This window comes from Kiloniellales bacterium, assembly GCA_030064845.1.
Lineage (GTDB): Bacteria > Pseudomonadota > Alphaproteobacteria > Kiloniellales > JAKSDN01 > JASJEC01.
This window is the reverse complement of sequence record JASJEC010000067.1, coordinates 1-19307: the sequence shown is the minus strand read 5'-3', so window position 1 is coordinate 19307 and position 19307 is coordinate 1. Positions and strand designations below refer to the sequence as shown.

The following is a 19307-nucleotide window of genomic DNA, read 5'->3' as shown; positions in this document are numbered from 1 at the left end:
TGAAACGGGCCCCGCCGCCGGGAGCACGGCTCAACCGTAGTAGCCGGCCCGGACGCAGGCGCCGATGAAATTGCAGATCAGGCGTTCGGCGTGGACCAGAGTGATCTGGCCGGAATCGCGGCTCGGCGCGATCTCGACCAGATCCATGCCGAGCACGCGGCCCTTCTTGACCAGTCCGTGGACCAGCTTATGGGTCTGGACCCAGTCGAGGCCGCCCGGCGTCTGCGCCATGACCGCGGGCATGATGGTCGGATCCAGGCCGTCGGCGTCGATCGAGAGGTAGTAGGGCCCGCCGTCGGGAATCCGCGCCAAGACCGCCTCCATGCCGATCTCGTGCAGCTCGTAGGCGGTCACGATGTCGGCGCCGTAGGCGCGGGCATCCTCCACCTCGCCAATCCGCGCGCTGCCCGTGCCGCGCATGCCGATCTGGACGATCTTGTCGAACCAGACCATCTCCGAGGCCCGGCGGATCGGGCTCGAGTAGCCCTCCCGCTCGCCGTTGACCTCGTCGCGCCAGTCGAGATGGGCGTCGATGTGGACCAGGGTAATGCCCTCGGCGATGCCTTCCAGGGCGCGCATCACGGGGATCGGGATACCGTGGTCACCGCCCAGGGTGATCAGGGTCGCGCCGGCCTGGAAGATCTTCCGCGCCGCCGCCTCGGCCCGGCGGTAGTGCTCCCGCAGGTCCGTCAGGTCCGCCGTCACGTTGCCGCAGTCGACCACTCTGACCGGCCGTTCGTCGAGCAGGGGGCCGCCCAGGTCCCAGTCGTAGTGATCCGTGGTGTAGTAAGGGCTGTCGGAGGCTTGGCGGATCGCGTCGGGCGCCCGGCTCTGATCGTTCGCCATCTCCGCCGGACGGTAAGGCATGCCGTAGGGGATGCCCAGGATCGCGATATCGGCCTCGAGCGCGCCCAGATCGAGCGCCAAGGGAAAATCGAGAAAGGTGCCAGGCGGGCCGCCGGGCGCTTCTGTCAGGTTGCTATTCATTTCTCCCCTTCCTTGTCGAGTTGGTCCGGAGAAGCTGAGCGGCCGGTCGGTCTTCGGAGTCCGGACCGCGAACTAGCCATCATCCGCCCTCCCCGCGGCGCTCCCATGGCTTCGTTCCCGCAGCAGGAATTGGGCCGCGATGAGCAGGATCAGCGAGGTGGTCAGCACCAGCGTGCCGATGGCGTTGATCTCGGGCGTGACGCCGCGTCGGATCGAGGAGAAGACGTAGACCGGCAGGGTCGTCTCGGCGCCGGCGACGAAGAAGGCGATGATGAAGTCGTCGAAGCTGAAGGTGAAGCTGAGCAGGAACCCGGCCAGGATTGCGGGAAAGATCTGCGGCATCGTGACCTGCCAGAAAGTCCGCGCCGGGGATGCGTAGAGGTCGGCGGAGGCCTCGATCAAGGTCCGGTCCATGCCGGCGAGGCGCGCGCGCACGATGACGATGACCAGTGCCATGGTGAAGAGCGTGTGGGCGGCGATCAGCGAGACGAAGCCCAGGCTGAGCCGCGGCGCCTTGCCGAGACCCTCGGGCCAAAGCGCCGCGAGCGCCGGGTTGGCCAGGTCGAAGACGGTTACCAGGGCGATCAGCGTGGCGATCCCGATGACGATGCCCGGGATCATGATGGCGATGTAGATCACGGAGTCGTAGAAGGCCCGCAGCCGGCCGGTCACGCCCTGCAGCCCGAGCGCCGCCATGGTGCCGAAGAGGCTGGCCAGGACCGCCGTGGTCGAGGCCACGATCAGGCTCGTGGTCAAGGCCTCCATGGCGAAGGGATTGGACAACAGCTTGCCGTACCACTTGCCGGAAAAGCCCTGAAAGCTGCTGGCGTGGCGCCCGGCGTTGAAGCTGAACAGAACGATGATGCCGATCGGCAGGTAGAGGAAGAGGTAGACGGCGAGGGCGTAGAGCTTCATGGCCGGCCTCTAGAGAACGCCGACGTCGTCGCGCTGCCGGGCGCCGCGCATCATCAGCCGCATGTAGATCGAGACCGTGACCAGCATGATCACGACCAGCGTCGCGGCCACGGCCGAGCCGAAGGCCCAGTTGCGCGACTGCAGGAAGAGGTCGACCAGGGCGTTGCCGATGAAGAAGACCTTGCCGCCGCCGAGCAGAGCCGGAATCAGGAACTCGCCCATCAGCAGGATGAAGACCAGCATGCAGCCGGTCGCCACGCCGGGCAGGGAGAGCGGCAGCGTGACCTGCAGAAAGCTGCGCCAGGGCGGCGCGCCGAGGTCGGCCGAGGCTTCCAGCAGTCTCTTGTCGAGTTTTTCGAGGCTGACGTAGATGGGAAAGACCATCAGCGGCAGGTAGCCGTAGACGATGCCGACGAGCACCGCGAAGGGGGTGTTGATCAGGCGCACCCCCTCGATCCCGAAGAGTTCCAGGAGCTGCGGGATGCCGCGTCCGCCGAGGATGAAGATCCAGGCGTAGGTGCGAATCAGGATGCTGGTCCAGAAGGGGACGATGACCATGACCAGCAGCGCCGTGCGCCACCGCCGGTCGACCTTGACCGCCAGGAAGTAAGCCAGGGGATAGGCGACCAGAAGGGCCGCCAGGGTGCCGGCCGGCGCCAGCAGCAGGGTGTTCTTGAAGGCGGTGAAGCGGGCCGGCAGATTGGCGTATTGCGCCAGCGTGAAAGCCGGCAGGTAGCCGCCCGCCGCCCCGCGCTCACCGAAGCTGAAGACGAAGACCACGACGAGCGGCAGCACGAGCATGGCCGCGAACCAGAGCGTCGCCGGCGCCAGCAGCAGGCGCCTGGTCCACGGAGAGTGCACGGCGATACCGCCCGCTGCCGGGCGTCAGGCCGACTTGAAGCGCGCCAGCAGCTCGGCCCGGTTCGGATCGGTCAGGGTGGCCGCCGCGCCGAACTCCAGCGCGTCGAGCAGCTCCTGCGCCGGATAGAGGATCGGGTCCTCGAGCAGCTCCTTGGGCAGCAGCTTGTTGGTCCGCTTGTCGGCGACCGGATAGCCGTGGGCCAAGACCTCCTTGGCGTTGACCGCCGGATCGAGCAGGAAGTCGATCAGCGCGTAGCCCGCGGCACGATGGGGCGCGCTCCTGGGCACCGCGTAGTAGTCGCTCCAGATCTCGCCGCCTTCCCTGCCGAGCACGTAGACCATCTCCGGCATGTCGGTGTTGAGCTGCTTGCCGTCACCGGTCCAGCACATCGACATCCAGGCGTCGCCGTTGCGCAGCGAGGGCTGGTAGTCGCTGTTGATGGCGAAGAGGTGCGGCTTGACCTCCAGCAGAAGCTTCTCCGCGTCGGCCAGCTCGCTCTCCTTCACCGAATTGAACGAGTAGCCGAAGTATTTGAGGGCGTTCCCGATCGTGGTCAGCTGGTAGTCGTGCACCATGGTCCGGCCCGAGAAGTCCGTCTTGGTGATGTCCCAGAACTCCTTCCAGGTCGTCAGGGTCTTGCCCTTGGTGTGCCTGGTGTTGACCACGTAGCCGGTCGTGCCCCAGTTCTTCGGCACGGCGTAGACCGTACCGTTCACCGAGCCGGCGTCGGAGAAGCGCGGATCGAAGGCCCCGGCCTCGTAGTTCGGCAGCATGGCGAGATCCAGCGGCTCAATCAGGTCCTCGCCGACGTAGGTCGTGATGGTGTAGTTGGTCGGCACGAAGACGTCCCAGCCGCTGCCGCCGGCCTGCAGCTTGGCCAGCATCTCCTCGTTCGAGCCGAAGACGTTGACCTGGACCGCGGCGCCCGTCGCCTCGGTGAAGGCCTCGAAGTTGGCCGGATCGTGGTAGTTCGGCCAAGTCGCCAGGACCACCCGGTCACCGATATCGGCGGCGAGGGCCTTGCGCGGCCGCAAGGCCGGCATCGCAGCCGCCATCACGGCCGTGGCGGTGCCGAGGCCGGTGACGCCGAGAAACTGACGCCGGCTGATCGAGCCGCGTCTGTAGCGCAGCAGCTCCTCGACGAACTTCTTCCGGCTGATTGGGGTATCGCGATCGGACATGGTCACCTCCCTGAGGGGGCTCTTCGGCCCCGTTGCGGTTGTTCAAACATCAGACATCGCCCAGGACCAGGGCGCTTTCCCGGCTGAAGGCCACATGGATGCTCTCGCCGATATCCAGAGGCCGCTCGCTGAGTTCCGTGAGCCGCGGCGCGAGGACGAGAAACTCGCCGAGCGCCTCGTCGCGCAGCAGATATTCCGTGTGCTCGCCCAGGAAAATGCGGTTCAAGACCTTGGCCGCGGTCTCCAGCCCGCCGTCGGTCGGCAGGCGCCCGCGGTCCCGCGCGACGACCAGCTGCTCGGGCCGGACGCTGACACTGACCTTGTCGCCGACGCCCAGGCCGGTCGGGTTGTGCGGACAGCTGGAGGACAGCGACCGGCCGCAGTCGAGGTCGATCCGGAGCTCCGTGCCCTTGGCATCGGCGACCCGGCCCTCGAAGAAATTCGACTTGCCGACGAAATCGGCGACGTAGCGGTCCCGCGGCCGGTCGTAGAGCTCCCGCGGCGAGCCGACCTGGACGATCCGGCCCGCGCGCATGATGCATACGCGGTCGCTCATCGAAAGCGCCTCTTCCTGGTCGTGGGTCACCAGGATGAAGGTGATGCCGACGCTGCGCTGCAGGGTCTGCAGTTCGATCTGCATCTCGCGGCGGAGCTTCCGGTCGAGCGCCGCCAGCGGCTCGTCGAGCAGCAGGACCTTGGGCCGGTTGATCAGCGCGCGGGCCAGGGCGACCCGTTGCTGCTGCCCGCCCGACATCTCCCAGATGCGGCGTTTCTGGTAGCCGCCGAGCCTGACCAGATCGAGGATCTCGTCGACCCGGCGCGCGACTTCAGCCTTGGGCGGCTTCGGCGCCCGTTGCCTGAGGCCGTAGGCGACATTGTCGGCGACGTCGAGGTGGGGGAAGAGCGCGTAGTGCTGGAACACCATGTTGACCGGCCGGCGATAGGCCGGAATCTGGTTCACCACCTTGCCGTCCAGCAGAACCTCGCCCTCGCTGGGCGGGTCGAAGCCGGCGATCATGCGCAGCGAGGTGGTCTTGCCGCAGCCCGAGGGGCCCAGAAACGAGAGGAACTCGCCCGCGCCGACCTGGAGGTTCAAGCCCTCGGCCGCGACGACCTCGCCGTAGCGCTTGGTCACGCCGCGGAACTCGATCACAGTGTCTTTGGCTTCGCCGGCCGCCAAGCCTCCCTGTCCTCCCTTCGATCGGCTTTTCGTGCTTGCAGCACTTTGTCTTAAAGCCCCGACCGGTGACAGATTAGCGAGTTTCCCGTTTCGATGTACATAAGCCGCTTCGCCGGCTCATCTGCTATAAGCAATCCCATGAAGACGAAAGCCGCCGTCCTGCATGAAATCGGGGCTTCGCGCCCCTACGCGAAGAGCCGCCCGCTCGCGGTCGAGGAGCTGGACCTCGAGGGGCCCGGCCCCGGCGAGGTGCTGGTCGAGGTCAAGGCCGCCGGCCTCTGCCATTCCGACCTCTCGGTCATCAACGGCGACCGGCCGCGGCCGACGCCCATGGCGCTGGGCCACGAGGCGGCCGGCGTGGTGGCAGACACCGGGCCCGGGGTGGACGACCTGGCGGAAGGCGATCCCGTGGTCATGGTCTTCGTGCCCAGCTGCGGGCACTGCGCGCCCTGCATGGAGGGCAGGCCGGCGCTCTGCGAGCCGGGCGCGGCGGCCAACGCGGCGGGCACCCTGCTGTCCGGCGCGCGGCGTCTCGCGCGCAACGGCCAGCCAGTCAATCACCACATGGGCGTCGCCGCCTTTTCCGAGCGGGTCGTCGTGTCCCGCCGGTCGTTGATCAAGATCGATCCGCGCCTGCCGCTCGACGAGGCAGCCCTGTTCGGCTGCGCGGTTCTGACCGGCGTGGGCGCGGTGTTCAACACGGCCCGGGTCCATCCCGGCGCGTCGGTGGCCGTGATCGGCCTGGGCGGCGTCGGCCTCAACGCGCTGCTGGGCGCGGTCCTGATCGGTGCGGGTCCGGTGGTGGCGATCGACCTGAAGGAGGAGAAGATGCAGCTCGCCCGCCAGCTCGGCGCCACGGACGCGGTGAACGCGGGCGCGCCCGACGCGGCGGAGCGGGTCAGGGCGCTGACCGGCGGCGGCGTCGATTTCGCCTTCGAGATGGCCGGCTCGGTGCAGGCGATGGACCTCGCCTACCGGGTCACCCGGCGCGGCGGCACGACGGTCAGCGCCGGCCTGTCCAACCCGGCGCACGACTTCGCGCTGAAGCACGTGAGCCTGGTGGCCGAGGAGCGCACGGTCAAGGGCAGCTACATCGGGGGCGCCGTGCCCCTGCGCGACGTGCCGCGCTACATCGGGCTCTACCGCGCGGGCCGCCTGCCGGTCGACCGCCTGATGAGCGAACGCATCGCGCTGGAAGAGATCAACGAGGCCTTCGACCGCCTCGCCGAAGGCGGCACGGTCCGTCAGCTGGTCGTCTTCTAGCAGTATGCTGAAAAAGCGCTGAATCGGCACCATCACCCTTCGACAGGCTCAGGGTGAGGGGGAAGTATTTCAAGCATTTACCCTCATCCTGAGCTTGTCGAAGGATGACCGTGATCAAGGGCTCCAGGCGCCTTCAGCATCCAGCGGGCCAGTACCTCACACATTCCAACTCGGTCAATAGGGCCGGTCGCCGGCGATCGTGACCCGGTGCATGAGGCGGCGCCGGCCGTGGTAGTCGTTGACCGCCAGGTGCATGACCGCCCGGTTGTCCCAGAGCGCGAGCGAACCGGGCGCCCAGCGCAGGCGGCAGGTGAACTCGGGCCGCGTCGCGTGGCCGTAAAGGAAAGCGAGCAGCGGCCGGCTCTCCTCCGCCGTCATGCCCTCGAAGCGCAGCGTGAACACGGGATTGACGAAGAGCCCCTCCCTGCCGGTCTCGGGATGGGTCCGGACCACCGGGTGGGCGACTTCGCCGTAGGCCGCCTCCGACAGACGGAAGCCCGATCTCTCGCCGGCCTCGGCCCCCGGCCCGAAGACGTGGGCAGCGCTGTGGATCGCCCTAAGGTCGCGCAGCATGGCCTTCATGCCGTCTGACAGCGCCGCGAAGGCCCGGCTCATGCTGGCGAACAGGGTGTCGCCGCCAGACTCGGGCGTCTCGAGGGCGTAGAGCAGCGAGCCGAGCGCCGGTTCCTCGTCGTAGCTGTGATCGGAGTGCCAGGCGCCGCCCACGTTACGGGTGTCCCCCTCCTCCTTCAGCACCCTGGCCACCTCGGGATGGCCCTCGACCCGGGGAAAGAACTTGTTCGCCACGACCGGCCCGAAACGGCGGGCGAAGGCGAGCTGCTGGTCAGGGGTGAGATCCTGTTCGCGGAACACGATGACGCCGTGGTCGAGAAAGGCCCGATGCAGGGCCCGGAATTCCTCGTCGGCGAGGGGCTGGTTCAGGGACACGCCCGAGATCTCGGCGCCGAGCGCGCCCGCCATGGGACATACCTCCATGGAGCGTTCTGGCATGGCTCTTACCCCTCGAAACCCGCGGCGGCCGTGATTCGCGCGCCGACCGAACCTCGAGAGCTTAGCGGACTTTGGGAGTTGGGCGATAGGCCCGTGGCGATGGCGGGGCAGTGCCCGAGGCTGTTCAGCCCTCGTCCCGGGCGGGCTCGTAGTAGCTGTCCAAGGCCTCGGCGACGCCGACCAGGAAGAGCGATGCGGTCGGCTTGGCGCCGCTGTAGTTGGACTGCCGCCCCTCCTCGATGGTCTCGCGGTCGAGATCCATCGACAGCTTGATCACCTGTTCGCGCAGCCAGCGGACGGACCAGGGTGTGACCTCGCCGCCCTCGCGTTCAAAGACTTCGATCAACTTGCGCGCCACGATCCGGCCCGCTTCGGTGATCTCAAGATTTCTTGCGCCAGATACCATCATAAGTCCCCCACGCCCTCCTCACGGGTCGGCCGATCGTGCAGAAATGTCCGGATTGAACTTGCGAACATTCTTGCCAATCAACCAGAATTGTTTGTGTGAAAACTAGGGCATGAAAGTAAAACCATAATAAAATTTGAGGGTTTATTCCTATTCATCATAATAAAATTTCGCCCGTATGGTGCGGCAACGCCCTCACCCAACGTAGTCGAGCGGCAGGGCCGTCGTGTACTTGATCTGCTCCATGGCGAAGTTGGAACTGACGTCGGTCAGGGAGGCACTGGAGATCAGGCGCTTGTAGACCGCGTCGTAGGCGGCGATATCCGATACGACGACGCGCAGCAGGTAGTCGATATCGCCGCTCATGCGATAGAACTCGACCACCTCCGGGATCTCGGCGATCGCGGCGGCGAAGGCCTCCAGCCACTCATAGTTGTGCTCCCGTGTCTTGACCCGGACAAAGACCGTGACGCCGACGTTCAGCCTCTCGGGATCGAGCAGAGCCACGCGGGCCCGGATGACGCCCGCCTTCTCCAGGTTCTGGATACGCCGCCAGCAGGGTGTGGGCGAAAGCCCGACCCGCTCGGCGATCTCGGCGATCGACAGGGTCGCGTCAGCCTGCAGGCAGGCGAGTATTTTACGGTCGAAGGCATCCATGGATGTGTATCCCTGTGAACTAATAATTCTTAGAATTTTCTTCTACATATAGGCTTAATGGTAGGCAATTAAGCAAACTTTTTCCCGCCCACGCGTGTTAGCTTTCCCCATCATTCCGGACGAGAAAGACCCCGACCATGCTGCATCGCCTCTTCACCGAGCACCCCGGCACCGTCAACGAGACCTACTGGGAGCACATGGCCGTCGCCGGCGGCTTCGCGATCAGGCTGGTGCTGGCCGCCCTGGCCTGCGCGGTCCATGCGGTCCTGCCGTTTCTCTTCGTCAAGACCGGCAGCCGGATCATCACGGAACTGCACGAAAGCATGGTCGCCAAGAGGGTGCGCAACACGGCCGCGGCCGCTTCGGCGGCCCCGGCGGAGCCGGGGCTGCGGCGGGCCTGATCGGCTACTTCTGCGCCTGGAAGCAGACCCAGCCGATCTTGCCGGCCCTGGCCGAATCGACCCAGAGCGCCAGCTCGTCGAGCACGCGCTCCACCGCGTCGCGCTCGGCGACCGCCAAGAGTTCGTCCTTGTGCGCCGCGATCTGGGCCCTGGTCTGGTCGTAGCTCGGCGCCACGTGGGCCGACCAGTCGTGAAACCCGCGGACCTTGAAGCCGCAGCGGGTCAGCGCGGCCAGATGCTCCAGGGGGTCCCACATCACGTCGGTCTGCACCCGCGCGTAGATCCCTCGGCGGTCCTCGTCCGGCACCAGGGCGGGCACGGTCACGTCGGACAACACGGCCCAGCCGCCCGGCCGCAGCACGCGGTAGGCCTCGCGCAAGACCTTCTCCTTGTCCGGCGAATGCAGCAGCGCCTCCTGGCACCACCAGAGGTCGAAGCTTTCGTCGGGGAAGTCCAGGGCGTGGAAGTCGCCCTCGGCAAAACCCACCCGGTCGGCCAGGCCCGCCGCCTCGGTCAGTTCCTGGGCCCGCGCCAGCTGCTGTTCGGAAATGTTGGTGGCCTCCACCCGGCAGCCGAACCGGGCGGCGAGGTAACGAGAGGCCGCGCCGACCCCGCAGGCGACCTCGAGGACCCGCGCCTCGGGACCGAGGGACAGGCCCGCCGCCATGGTCTCGGTCGAGCGCGCCTTGGCGGCATCGAAGCTGTCGTCCGCTTCGCCGGTGAAGAGGGCGAGGTGATGGTACTCGCCGCCGATGCGTTCCAGCGCCTCGCGCAGAGCATTGTCGTAGAACGACTTGGTGTCGGCCGGACCGCCGGCCGCGCGGTCGTTCGCCATGGCGCCTCTCCTTCGGTCGCGTCCCGGCCAGCTTGATGGATCACCGCGAGGAAGGAAAGGCCGGCACGGCGCCGGAACCCGCGCTCAGCCTGCGACTTCGGTCTCGTCGAGGATCCAGCTGCGGAACGCGGCAACCTTCGGGTGATCGGCGGTCTCCTCGGGACTAACGATGTAGTAGCCGAAGTCGACCGGGTCGCAGAGGCTGAGCTCGAACGGCCGGACCAGGCGTCCGGCGGCCAGATCGTCCCCGGCCAAGACACTGCCGGTCAGAGCGACGCCCTGCCCTTCGATCGCCGCCTGGATCGCCAAGGTCTCCTGGTTGAAGGTCAATCCCCGCGTCGGGTCGATGTCCCGGACACCCGCCGCCAGCAGCCACATGCGCCAGTTCGGTGCCGAGTCGTCCTCGGTCTGCCAGGAGACGTGGAGCAGCGTATGATGGTGCAGGTCCTCCGGAGCCCGTAGGGCGTGCGGCCCCTCGAGCAGCCGGGGGCTGCAGACCGGCGTGGACACCTCGGTCAAGAGTGCATCGGCGCGCAGGCCCGGATAGCTTCCGCGGCCGTAGCGCAACCCGAGATCGGCCGCTTCGCGCGAGAAATCGACGGTGTGGTCCGTGGCGTCGATGCGCACCTCGTACTCGGGATGACGGGCGCGGAAGCGGTCGAGCCGCGGGACCAGCCACTTGGCCCCGAACGACGGCGCCACGCTGATCGTCAGCACGTTGCTGGGCCGCGCGCTCTGCAGGCGCTCGGCGGCCTCGGCCAGTCGGTCGAAGCCCTCGCGCAGGCCCGGCAGGGCGGCCTGGCCGGCATCGGTCAAGAGTAGCGCCCGGGTCAGGCGGCGGAACAGCTTGACCTGGCAATAGTCTTCCAGGGCCTTGACCTGGTGGCTGATCGCCGCCGGCGTCACGTTCAGCTCCTCGGCCGCCTTGGCAAAGCTCAGGTGGCGGGCCGCGGCCTCGAAAGCGCGCAGGGCGTTGAGCGGTGGAAGACGGCGCATCTCTTCCTCATGAGATAATTTTTCTCATCTATAGGAGAAGAAAACCTCGTTTGTAAATGGCGCGGTAAATCGCGAAATTATTGACCAAGAGAGAACTTCAACGGCACGCGATCCGGCTCAACAAGACAGCTTTTCTAAACGTCAACCCGTGTTGCGCCGAGCGGCCCCGAGGCCCGAGACCGAAAGGAGAGAACCATGACGAGGACCCTGGCCAACATGATGCTGGTCCGCAGTCCGCTGACCAACGCGCCCTATTCGCCCGACAAGGCCGGCGACTTTCTGCTGCCGCGCCTGACCCTGGTGGCGGTCGATGCCCTGGCCGTTGTCGGCGAGCGGTTCGGTCGCGCGATGCACGCGATCGAGCGGCGCGGCCAGCGGCGCGAGGCGATCCGCGAGTTGCGCGCGCTCGACGACCGGATCCTGAGCGACATCGGGGTCCACCGCAGCCAGATCGTCGACGTCGTGGATGCGGCGCTCGACCGGCGGGACGCCGACCCCTTCTCAGCCGTCCGCACGTAACCCCTGCAGAGCCAGCCGTTCTCCCTGTCGGCTGCCGATGAACGCCCCGGCGGGACCCCGCGCCGGGGCGTTCCCTTTATGGGAGCTACCACTCCAAAAGATCGACCTGTTGAGAATGATTTTTAATTGCAAATTGGCCCGGCACCTGCCTAAGCTTGTAATTGCGAATCGTTCGCATTTTCTATCCAACCTCATGGGGGACATAGAGATGAGTTGTTCTGACAGAAGCCAGGCAGTCGTTGCCCGCTGTCGCCCCATTGGAGCTCCGGCATGATCGTGCGCTTTCTCGGCTGCGAAGCCTTGTTGCGCCTGCTCATGGCCGATGCCATGACGACGCGGAGCCTCCGATATCGCGGACAGGGAGCGGCGGAGGTCGCCAGGACCGACGACACCGAGACGGAACGCGAGCTGCCGCCGGTGAGCGGCGCCGAGAGGTCCGCGCTCGTATAAAGCCGCTACCGCTCAAATCGGCCGAGTAGCGGTCACGACGGTTTGGCCTCTTCGAGCCCGAGCTCGCGCCGCTTCTTCCTGGAGAGACCGAGCGAGACGATGCGGTGGGATTCGCGCAGGTAGCCCATCAATTCCTCGTCCGTGAGCCCCGGCCGGGCGTAGTGCTGGATCCACTTCATGCCGCGCGAGGCCAGATAGGGCGCGGGCCTGAGGCCGGGCTGCGCCTTCAGGATCTCGTAGGACAGCTCGCTGGTCTTGAAGGTGTAGGTCGCCTCGCCGGCGGCCATGCCGCCGATGGCGAAGACCTTGCCGCCGACCTTCCAGACATGGGAGCCGCCCCACTGCACCACGTGGCTGGTCGCCGGCAGGGCGCGGCAGAAGTCGTTGTATTCCTCCTGGGTCATCGCGGGAACTCCTGCGCGGCAAGAAATACAGCTTCGCCCTAGCATAACCAGGGCCAGCCAGGAATACCCGCGTATGCAGGCGGGCGAAGCCTGGGCTTCGCCAAGTCCAGTCTTGACCCGCACGCCATGATTTTTGAAGGTTCGCTACCCATCGATTCCCACGAAGCGACAGAGAGGGGTGCATGGATGTTGATTGGCGCTAGGACTCTGCGGACGCTCACGGCGGCGGCCGCGGTGTGGGTTTTCGCTTGGGCCGCCCCGGCCGGCGCACAGACCGCGACTGACCTGGACTGTTCGGGCTGTGTGGACAGCGGCGACCTGGCCAACGGCTCGATCGGCAATCGCAAGCTGCAGGACGACTCGGTCGGCGACCGCAAGATCAAGGACGGCGCCATCGGCCAGAAAAAGATCAAGGACGACGCGATCGGCCAGAGGAAGATCAAGGACCGGGCGATCGGCGCACGCAAGCTGAAGCTCGGGGCGGTCGCCACGGAGAACATCCAGGACGGCGCGGTAAGCGCCGCCAAGCTGGCCCCGGACGCGGTCTTCGGTCGCATCCTGGTGGTGCGCAACGACCCGGCGGACCCGCTTGGGAACTGCGACGAACTGCTGGCCGTGCTGGCCGACATCACCGACAACGACGTCGACAACCGCTACACGGTCGTGCTCGAGCCGGGAACCTATGACTGCGGTGCCACATCGATCCAGATGAAGCCTTTTGTCGATCTCGCCGGGTCGGGCCAGGACACAACCGAGGTAATTGGGAATCCCGTCAACAAGACGACTAGTTTCTTGGGCGTGGTGATGGCCGCGAGCAACGCCGAACTCACATCCCTGACAGTGCGGAATATCGGCACTGCTCGCCGCGTGTCGGCCATACACTCGGAAAACACAAACGCCAGGCTGTCGAACCTCGCGGCCGAGGCACTCGATAGTGGCGAGAATCAAAGTATCGCCATATCCATAAGAGGCGGCACGCCCACCTTGTTGAACGTCACGGCCAGGGCCCACAGCCCACAGGGCCTCGCAGACGCGAGGGCGATCTATACAACGAATGCCAACGCCACCCTTATCAATGTGAAGGCTTCAGCCACGCGAGTCGGCAATCGGACTGCTGAAGGGTTGGCCGTGGCAAGCGGAGTCGCAACGGCACGGGATTCCGTTCTCACAGGCGATGACTATGCACTCTACGTGCTGGGCAGGCGACCAAAGGGCGAAGCCTACATCATCGGATCGCAACTGGACGGGCCCGTGTTCGACGACGGCATCGCGCTCTGCTTGGGGTCTTACGACGGCAACTTCGCGCCTTTGAACCGCGGATGCCAAGCAATTCCCTAAGCGAGGGATTAAGGGCAGACAGCTCCGGCAAAGCGAAAATGTTGTTCTCAGGGGGTAGTTCAATGCTCGGCAGGAATCAGAAAACGAACACCGTTGCGCTTGCCGCTTGGTTGGCGGTGTCCGCTTGGGCCATTCCTGCAGGGGCGCAGACGGCGACGGACTTGGACTGCTCCGGTTGTGTCGACACCAAGGAGCTAGCCAGCGGCTCGATCGGCAGTCGCAAACTGCAAGACAACTCGGTCGGCGACCGCAAGATCAAGGACGGCGCGATCGGCCAGAACAAGATCAAGGACGACGCCATCGGCCAGAGGAAGATCAAGGATCGGGCGATCGGCACGCTTGAGCTGAAGCTCGGCGCCGTCGATACCGGCAACATTCAAGACGGCGCCGTGAGCGCCGCCAAACTGACCGAGGATGCGGTCTTTGGGCGCATCCTGGTGGTGCGCAACGACCCGGCGGACACGGGCGGCAACTGCGAAGAACTGCTGGCCGTGCTGGCCGGCATCACCGACAACGATGCGGAAAGCACTTACCTAATCCTGCTCGAGCCTGGGACCTACGATTGCGGCGCCAGCCCGGTGCAGATGAAACCCTTCGTCGATATCGAGGGCGCGGGACGATCGACGACATTGATTAGGGGCCGGCGTTCGGACGAGTTCATCGACGGTGTCGTGCGCGGTGCCAGCAACGCAGAACTGCGCCGCCTGTCTGTCAGAAATGTCGTCCGCAACAAGATCGACGCCGTCGCGATCTACAACGACCAGGACGGTTTCAGGATTACCGACGTGCGCGCCGAGAGCGTGACCAGGGGCGCCGAGGGCTCTTTTGCCATTGTCATCGACGGTCCCTCGGCAAGGGCCACCCTCACGAACGTCGTTGCAACAGCGTCGCCGGCAAACTCCATTTCCGCGGGAGTCACGGTTTTTGACGGCGCACGGGCCGACATGATCCATGTCGATTCCCTGGCAGGCCAGGCGGTCGACACGAGCAACGGCCTGTTGATTGGAGAGGGTGGGACAGCGACTCTGCGCAGTTCGACAATGACAGGGGTAAGCGAAGGGATCTTTTCCATATCTCCTGGCGATCGGATCAACGTCGTGAGCAGCCAGCTGCTCGGCTATTTCTCGGCCAAGGGATTCGGGACATTCCGCTGCATTGCGACCACGGCTGACTCCAACTTCTTTCTTATGGGGCCGGGCTGCGGGAGGACACCACCGCCATGAAGACAAGGCACGGGGCAGCAACACCGCTTTTACAGGCCTGGCGCGTTGAATGCCGCTAGAGCAATGGGAGGGGATTGAGAAATGCCCATGGCAAGAAATGCCGTAAGTGCGATGGCGGTAGCTTGCACGCTGGCGGTGTCCGCTTGGGCCGGCCCCGCCGCCGCGCAGACCGCGACGGACCTTGACTGTTCAGGCTGTGTGGAAAGCGGCGATTTGGCCAACGGTTCAATCGGCAATCGCAAGCTGCAGGACAACTCGGTCGGCGACCGCAAGATCAAGGACGGCGCGATCGGCCAGAACAAGATCAAGGACGACGCCATTGTCCAGGGGAAGTTCAAGGACCGGGCGATCGGCGCACGCAAGCTGAAGCTTGGCGCCGTCGCTGCGGAAAACATCCAGAACGGCGCGGTAAGCGCCGCCAAGTTGGCCCCGGACGCGGTCTTCGGGCGCATCCTCGTGGTGCGCAACGATCCGGCGGACCCGCTCGGCAACTGTGATGAACTGCTGGCCGTGCTGGCCGACATCACCGACAACGACGCCGGCAATCCCTACACGGTGGTGCTCGAGCCGGGGACCTATGACTGCGGCACGACCTCGGTGCAGATGAAGCCTTTCGTCGATCTCGCCGGGTCGGGCAGAGGCATCACGACCGTCAAGGGCCAGATCGACAGTAACAGCCTGGGCGTCGTAACAGGGGCGAACGACTCGGAGCTGCGCGGGATGCGTGTCGAGCACATCGGCGGCCCCGACAACGCGGTCAGCGCCGTCAGCACGGGAGACACGAACGTCAAGATCACTGACCTCACCGCGGTCGCGCAGAACTCAGCGGGCGGCGCCACCGGCATTCGTGTGGGTGCTGGAACTCCTGTTCTAACGAACGTCCTGACGTCGGCGGACAACGCGGGCGCACCGAGCGCGTTCAGCACCAATGGTGTCTTCGTGGCCTCCGGCACGCCGACGCTCTTCAATGTCCACGCGATCGCCGGTGGCGGCAGCGACGCCTGGGGACTGCAGCAAATCGGTGCTTCGGTGACTACGGCCCGGCAATCCAGGTTCCTGGGCGGGGGCACCGAGGCGGTACGCGCATCGGGCGCCGTCAATCTGGTGCTGAGCCAGGTGGACGGAGCGGTGTCGCTCTTGAGCGGCGGTGTCGCGACCTGCGTGAACGCCTACAATCGCGACTTCGTCCTGCTGGACAGCAACTGTAGCCCGATTCCCTAGATTGCTCGGCCACCGAGCTGGCTAGGTCGGCCGTCTAAGACCTGGCGGCCTTGGAAGCGACGCGATCCGACGAGAATGCAATTCAAGGCTCGGTGGGCCGCCTCGCCATCCATCTCAGGGTTGAATTCACCCCGGGATTCGAGCCGAGCGGCCGAGGATCTCGCGGCCACTGTGGCAATTGTCACAGATCGGCAATTGCCAAGCGCATGAGATTAAGGTGCGATCACGATGCGCTATCCGAGGCTCGAGTTCGCCCACATAGCGGATCCTGGGGTCGCGACGAGTCTTCGTGGATGGACCGGTGTTTCATTCGCCGCCACGATAAAGAATCAAAAAAGGAGGCAGGGATGTCTATCAAAACTAGGGAAATGGGCGCGCTGGCGATGGCCGGCGGGCTGTTGGTCTTCGCGTGGGCCGGGCCGGCCGCCGCGCAGGTGGTGGCCGACGACGTGCAATGCTTGGGCTGCGTGGACAGCAACGATTTGGCCAACGGCTCGGTCGGAAGCAGAAAGCTGGCCAACGATTCGATCGGCGACCGGAAGCTGAAGGACAACACCGTCGGCCAGAAGAAGCTGAAGGACAACGCGGTCACCAGCCGAAAGATCCTCGACGGCGCGGTCGGCCAGAGAAAGATCGGGGTCAACGCGATCACCACCCCCAAGATCATCGACGGCGCCGTCACCACGGACAAGCTGAGGGACGACGCGGTGACTGGCGACAAGATCGCGCCGGGCGCGGTCAGCGCGGACAACTTGGCGGTGGACGCCGTCTTCGGGCGCATCCTGGTGGTCCGCAATTTCCCGACCGACCAGGTCGGCAACTGCGACGAGCTGCGCGCCGTGCTGGCCGATATCACCGACAACGATGTGAACAACCGCTACCTGATCCTGCTGGAGCCGGGGATTTACGACTGTGGCACGACCTCCGTGGAGATGAAGCCCTTCGTCGATATCGCGGGTTCCGGCCGCGAAACAACGCTGATCACCGGGAGCAGGGCCGGCACCAACAGCGGCGGCGTGATCCGCAACGCCCGGAACACCGAACTCCGGGATCTCTCGGTGCGCAACGTGAATGAACGAGTTGCCCTCTACGTTGGTCAACCCGACTCCCGTGTCACCAACGTTCGCGCCGAGGTTACCGGAACGAACACCGTTGGCTATGCGTTACTCGTTCTCAACTTTAGCGGTACGACAGTCATCACGAACGTGGAAGCCAACACAACCGACGGGGCGAGCAGTTTCGCGGCCGGGCTCTATATTGCCGGAGGACCGAATGCGGTTCTGGTCAACGTCGTCGCCACGGCAGGTCCCGCTAGTACTAACTCTTCTGGACTCCAGTTGTTTAACGCGACGGTGACGGCCCGGAATTCGGTCTTCTCGGGTGTCGACGGCGGGGCCATAGCATTGGCGGGCGGGGGCGCCGTTACGGCGAACCTGGTGACCAGCCAGCTCAGCGGCTTGGTGGCCGTCGGCGGGCCGGGAACCTTCAGGTGCTCCGGCAGCTACGACGAGAACTTCAACACACTGGACGACAACTGCGATCCGATACCGTGACCTTTCGGCCCGACGGGGCCGGAAGCGGCGCATCGTCCGGGGCGCTATCGAACCGGTCTCGGCGCGTTGACTCTGCCGCCGCCGGTGGCGCCGGACCGCGTTTAAGCCGGTTCCTCTCGCCGGGCGTCAGCCGACGCGCCCGGCCGAACCAGACTCGACCAGCCGGCCGGCATTGCGGGGCGGGCCAACGCGGTTGACTGGATCAAGAGATAGCAAAGAGGGAGGACGAGCAGATGTTGATCAAAGCCAGGGGAATGGGCGCGCTGGCGCTGGCCGGCGGGCTGTTGGTTTCTGTTTGGGCCGGGCCGGCCGCCGCGCAGGTGGTGGCCGACGACGTGGTCTGCTCCGGCTGCGTTGGGACAAACGATCTGGCCAACGGCTCGATCGGGAACCAGAAGCTGAAGGACCTCTCGATCGGCGATCGCAAGCTGAAGGACGGCGCAATCGGCCAGAACAAGATCAAGGACGACGCCATCGGTCAGAACAAGATCAAGGACAATGCGATCGGCGACCGCAAGATCAAGGACGGAGCGATCGGCCAGAACAAGATCAAGGACGACGCGATCGGCCAGAACAAACTGAAGGACAGCGCGGTCAGCACGGCCAAGATCGCCGACCAGGCGGTGACCGGCGACAAGATCGCGCCCGGCTCGGTCACCGCCGACAAGCTCGCCTTCTCCCTCTCGCCGACGGGGTCCCGGACCCCGGTCAACGCCTGCGGCACGATAGACCAGCCGGGCTCCTACGTGGTGACCCAGAACCTGGCGGCCACGGGCGACTGCCTGATCCTGGCCGCCGATTTCGTCACCTTGGACCTCAACGGGTTCACGTTGTCCGGCGATGGCACCGGCAATGGGGTCGCCGACGACGGCCTCGGGCATCTGGGCCTGGCGGTGCGCAACGGGACGATCGAGAACTTTGACCGGGGCGTAGATGTCAGGGACGCCTCCGACTGCATCGTCGATGACCTGCGCGTGCTGAACAACGCCGGGGTGGGAATCCTGAGCGGCACCGGCTGCCGCGTGAGCGAGAACGTCGTCGCCGGCAGCGGCAACGATAACATCCGGACCGGCGGTGCCAACATCGTCTCCCGCAACGTGGTCGAGGGCGGCTCCATCAACGGCATCAAGGTCGGCCGCGGCTCGATCGTCAGCGAGAACATCGTGTCGGGGAACGGCAACATCGGGGTCGTGCTGGCCCAGGGAACCCTGCTCACCAGCAACGCGATCAGTCAGAACACGAATGCCGGGATCAACACTTCCGAGGGCGGTCAGGCCAACAAGACCGATTCCACGGTGACCAACAACGTCGTGGTGGGGAACAGCGGCGGCGGCATCAACTACAGCGTCACCGACGATGGCCTGCTGGTGGCCAACAACACGATGCGTTCGAACCCCAGCGGCAACCAGGTCAGCACCTGCAACACCTGCACCATCGTGGACAACCGCTTCTGAGCCGGGCTACGGGAGATCAAGACATGCCGACATCGATCAGATACGGCCTGGGCCTCGCGAGTGCCCTTGTCTCAGCCTTGGCGCTCTTGGGAGTCGCCAGGGCCGAGGTCCGGGTTCCGGTCACTGCTTGCACCACCATCTTGCAGCCCGGTTCCTACATCCTGACCCAGAACGTACTTGCCACGGGCCTCGCCGATTTCGACGGCTGCATCATTCTCGGGGCCGACAACATTACCTTCGATCTGAACGGCTATGCCGTTATCGGGGACGGCACGGGCAAGGGGATAACGCAAAGCGGCTCGCGCAACGGCATCACCGTGCGGAACGGCACGGTTGCCAACTTCGGCGCCGCCGTCGACCTGGAGAATACGACCACCTGCCAACTGCACGACCTGCGGACACTCGGCAGCACGGGCAATTCGGGTTTCCAGCAGTTCCAGGGCTACGGCAT

21 protein-coding genes are annotated in these 19307 nt (G+C 65.6%); 10 read left to right on the top strand and 11 right to left on the bottom strand.

The features are described from left to right. Window positions 1–30 precede the first annotated feature (30 nt). The 5 genes from QNJ67_18615 to QNJ67_18595 form a co-directional block, all read right to left on the bottom strand. Window positions 31–987: an agmatinase gene (locus tag QNJ67_18615; protein ID MDJ0610994.1), complete on the bottom strand. Its 957-nt coding sequence runs from the start codon at window positions 985–987 to the stop codon at window positions 31–33. 72 nt (window positions 988–1059) lie between these two features. Then, window positions 1060–1902, bottom strand: a complete 843-nt coding sequence (locus QNJ67_18610) for an ABC transporter permease (protein ID MDJ0610993.1) — start codon at window positions 1900–1902, stop codon at window positions 1060–1062. Between the two features lie 9 nt (window positions 1903–1911). After that, window positions 1912–2763, bottom strand: coding sequence for an ABC transporter permease (locus QNJ67_18605; GenBank protein MDJ0610992.1), 852 nt, complete (start codon window positions 2761–2763; stop codon window positions 1912–1914). Between the two features lie 24 nt (window positions 2764–2787). Then, on the bottom strand, window positions 2788–3945 hold the full coding sequence (locus tag QNJ67_18600; GenBank protein ID MDJ0610991.1) for a spermidine/putrescine ABC transporter substrate-binding protein: 1158 nt from the start codon (window positions 3943–3945) through the stop codon (window positions 2788–2790). A gap of 49 nt (window positions 3946–3994) precedes the next feature. Then, window positions 3995–5125 carry an ABC transporter ATP-binding protein gene (locus QNJ67_18595; protein MDJ0610990.1) on the bottom strand — a complete coding sequence of 377 codons (1131 nt, stop codon included), beginning with the start codon at window positions 5123–5125 and terminating at the stop codon, window positions 3995–3997. Window positions 5126–5263: 138 nt separating this feature from the next. On the opposite strand from QNJ67_18595, the gene QNJ67_18590 reads away from it, so the two are divergent. Continuing rightward, entirely contained in the window at window positions 5264–6388 is a 1125-nt protein-coding gene (locus tag QNJ67_18590) for a zinc-dependent alcohol dehydrogenase family protein (GenBank protein ID MDJ0610989.1), read from the top strand. A 174-nt stretch (window positions 6389–6562) separates the two neighbouring features. On the opposite strand, the gene QNJ67_18585 is transcribed toward QNJ67_18590, so the two are convergent. The 3 genes from QNJ67_18585 to QNJ67_18575 form a co-directional block, all read right to left on the bottom strand. Beyond that, the gene (locus tag QNJ67_18585; GenBank protein ID MDJ0610988.1) at window positions 6563–7369 is read right to left on the bottom strand and encodes a TauD/TfdA family dioxygenase; all 807 of its coding nucleotides are present in this window, start codon (window positions 7367–7369) and stop codon (window positions 6563–6565) included. Window positions 7370–7523: 154 nt separating this feature from the next. Next, window positions 7524–7808: a hypothetical protein gene (locus QNJ67_18580; protein ID MDJ0610987.1), complete on the bottom strand. Its 285-nt coding sequence runs from the start codon at window positions 7806–7808 to the stop codon at window positions 7524–7526. 192 nt (window positions 7809–8000) lie between these two features. Further along, window positions 8001–8462 carry an Lrp/AsnC family transcriptional regulator gene (locus QNJ67_18575; protein MDJ0610986.1) on the bottom strand — a complete coding sequence of 154 codons (462 nt, stop codon included), beginning with the start codon at window positions 8460–8462 and terminating at the stop codon, window positions 8001–8003. A gap of 137 nt (window positions 8463–8599) precedes the next feature. Between QNJ67_18575 and QNJ67_18570 the strand changes: the two genes are divergently transcribed. Next, window positions 8600–8863, top strand: coding sequence for a DUF6356 family protein (locus QNJ67_18570; protein MDJ0610985.1), 264 nt, complete (start codon window positions 8600–8602; stop codon window positions 8861–8863). 4 nt (window positions 8864–8867) lie between these two features. Here the strand turns inward: QNJ67_18570 and QNJ67_18565 are convergent, their stop codons facing one another. Both QNJ67_18565 and QNJ67_18560 read right to left on the bottom strand, forming a co-directional pair. After that, window positions 8868–9698, bottom strand: coding sequence for a methyltransferase domain-containing protein (locus QNJ67_18565; GenBank protein ID MDJ0610984.1), 831 nt, complete (start codon window positions 9696–9698; stop codon window positions 8868–8870). Between the two features lie 84 nt (window positions 9699–9782). Further along, window positions 9783–10694: a transcriptional regulator GcvA gene (locus tag QNJ67_18560; protein MDJ0610983.1), complete on the bottom strand. Its 912-nt coding sequence runs from the start codon at window positions 10692–10694 to the stop codon at window positions 9783–9785. 195 nt (window positions 10695–10889) lie between these two features. On the opposite strand from QNJ67_18560, the gene QNJ67_18555 reads away from it, so the two are divergent. Both QNJ67_18555 and QNJ67_18550 read left to right on the top strand, forming a co-directional pair. Continuing rightward, entirely contained in the window at window positions 10890–11213 is a 324-nt protein-coding gene (locus QNJ67_18555; protein ID MDJ0610982.1) for a DUF1127 domain-containing protein, read from the top strand. A gap of 270 nt (window positions 11214–11483) precedes the next feature. After that, complete coding sequence (locus tag QNJ67_18550; GenBank protein ID MDJ0610981.1) at window positions 11484–11663, top strand: hypothetical protein; 180 nt, start codon at window positions 11484–11486, stop codon at window positions 11661–11663. 32 nt (window positions 11664–11695) lie between these two features. Here the strand turns inward: QNJ67_18550 and QNJ67_18545 are convergent, their stop codons facing one another. Then, window positions 11696–12067 carry an MmcQ/YjbR family DNA-binding protein gene (locus tag QNJ67_18545; GenBank protein ID MDJ0610980.1) on the bottom strand — a complete coding sequence of 124 codons (372 nt, stop codon included), beginning with the start codon at window positions 12065–12067 and terminating at the stop codon, window positions 11696–11698. A gap of 186 nt (window positions 12068–12253) precedes the next feature. Between QNJ67_18545 and QNJ67_18540 the strand changes: the two genes are divergently transcribed. The 6 genes from QNJ67_18540 to QNJ67_18515 all read left to right on the top strand — a co-directional run. Further along, window positions 12254–13405 (top strand): hypothetical protein, encoded by a 1152-nt coding sequence (locus QNJ67_18540; protein MDJ0610979.1) that lies wholly within the window; start codon window positions 12254–12256, stop codon window positions 13403–13405. A gap of 62 nt (window positions 13406–13467) precedes the next feature. Further along, window positions 13468–14628: a hypothetical protein gene (locus tag QNJ67_18535; protein MDJ0610978.1), complete on the top strand. Its 1161-nt coding sequence runs from the start codon at window positions 13468–13470 to the stop codon at window positions 14626–14628. A gap of 87 nt (window positions 14629–14715) precedes the next feature. After that, the gene (locus QNJ67_18530) at window positions 14716–15849 is read left to right on the top strand and encodes a hypothetical protein (protein ID MDJ0610977.1); all 1134 of its coding nucleotides are present in this window, start codon (window positions 14716–14718) and stop codon (window positions 15847–15849) included. Window positions 15850–16217: 368 nt separating this feature from the next. After that, entirely contained in the window at window positions 16218–17402 is a 1185-nt protein-coding gene (locus QNJ67_18525) for a hypothetical protein (protein MDJ0610976.1), read from the top strand. A gap of 233 nt (window positions 17403–17635) precedes the next feature. Further along, the gene (locus tag QNJ67_18520) at window positions 17636–18856 is read left to right on the top strand and encodes a right-handed parallel beta-helix repeat-containing protein (protein MDJ0610975.1); all 1221 of its coding nucleotides are present in this window, start codon (window positions 17636–17638) and stop codon (window positions 18854–18856) included. Between the two features lie 23 nt (window positions 18857–18879). After that, a partial coding sequence (locus tag QNJ67_18515; protein ID MDJ0610974.1) for a hypothetical protein occupies window positions 18880–19307 on the top strand: 428 nt, incomplete at its 3' end.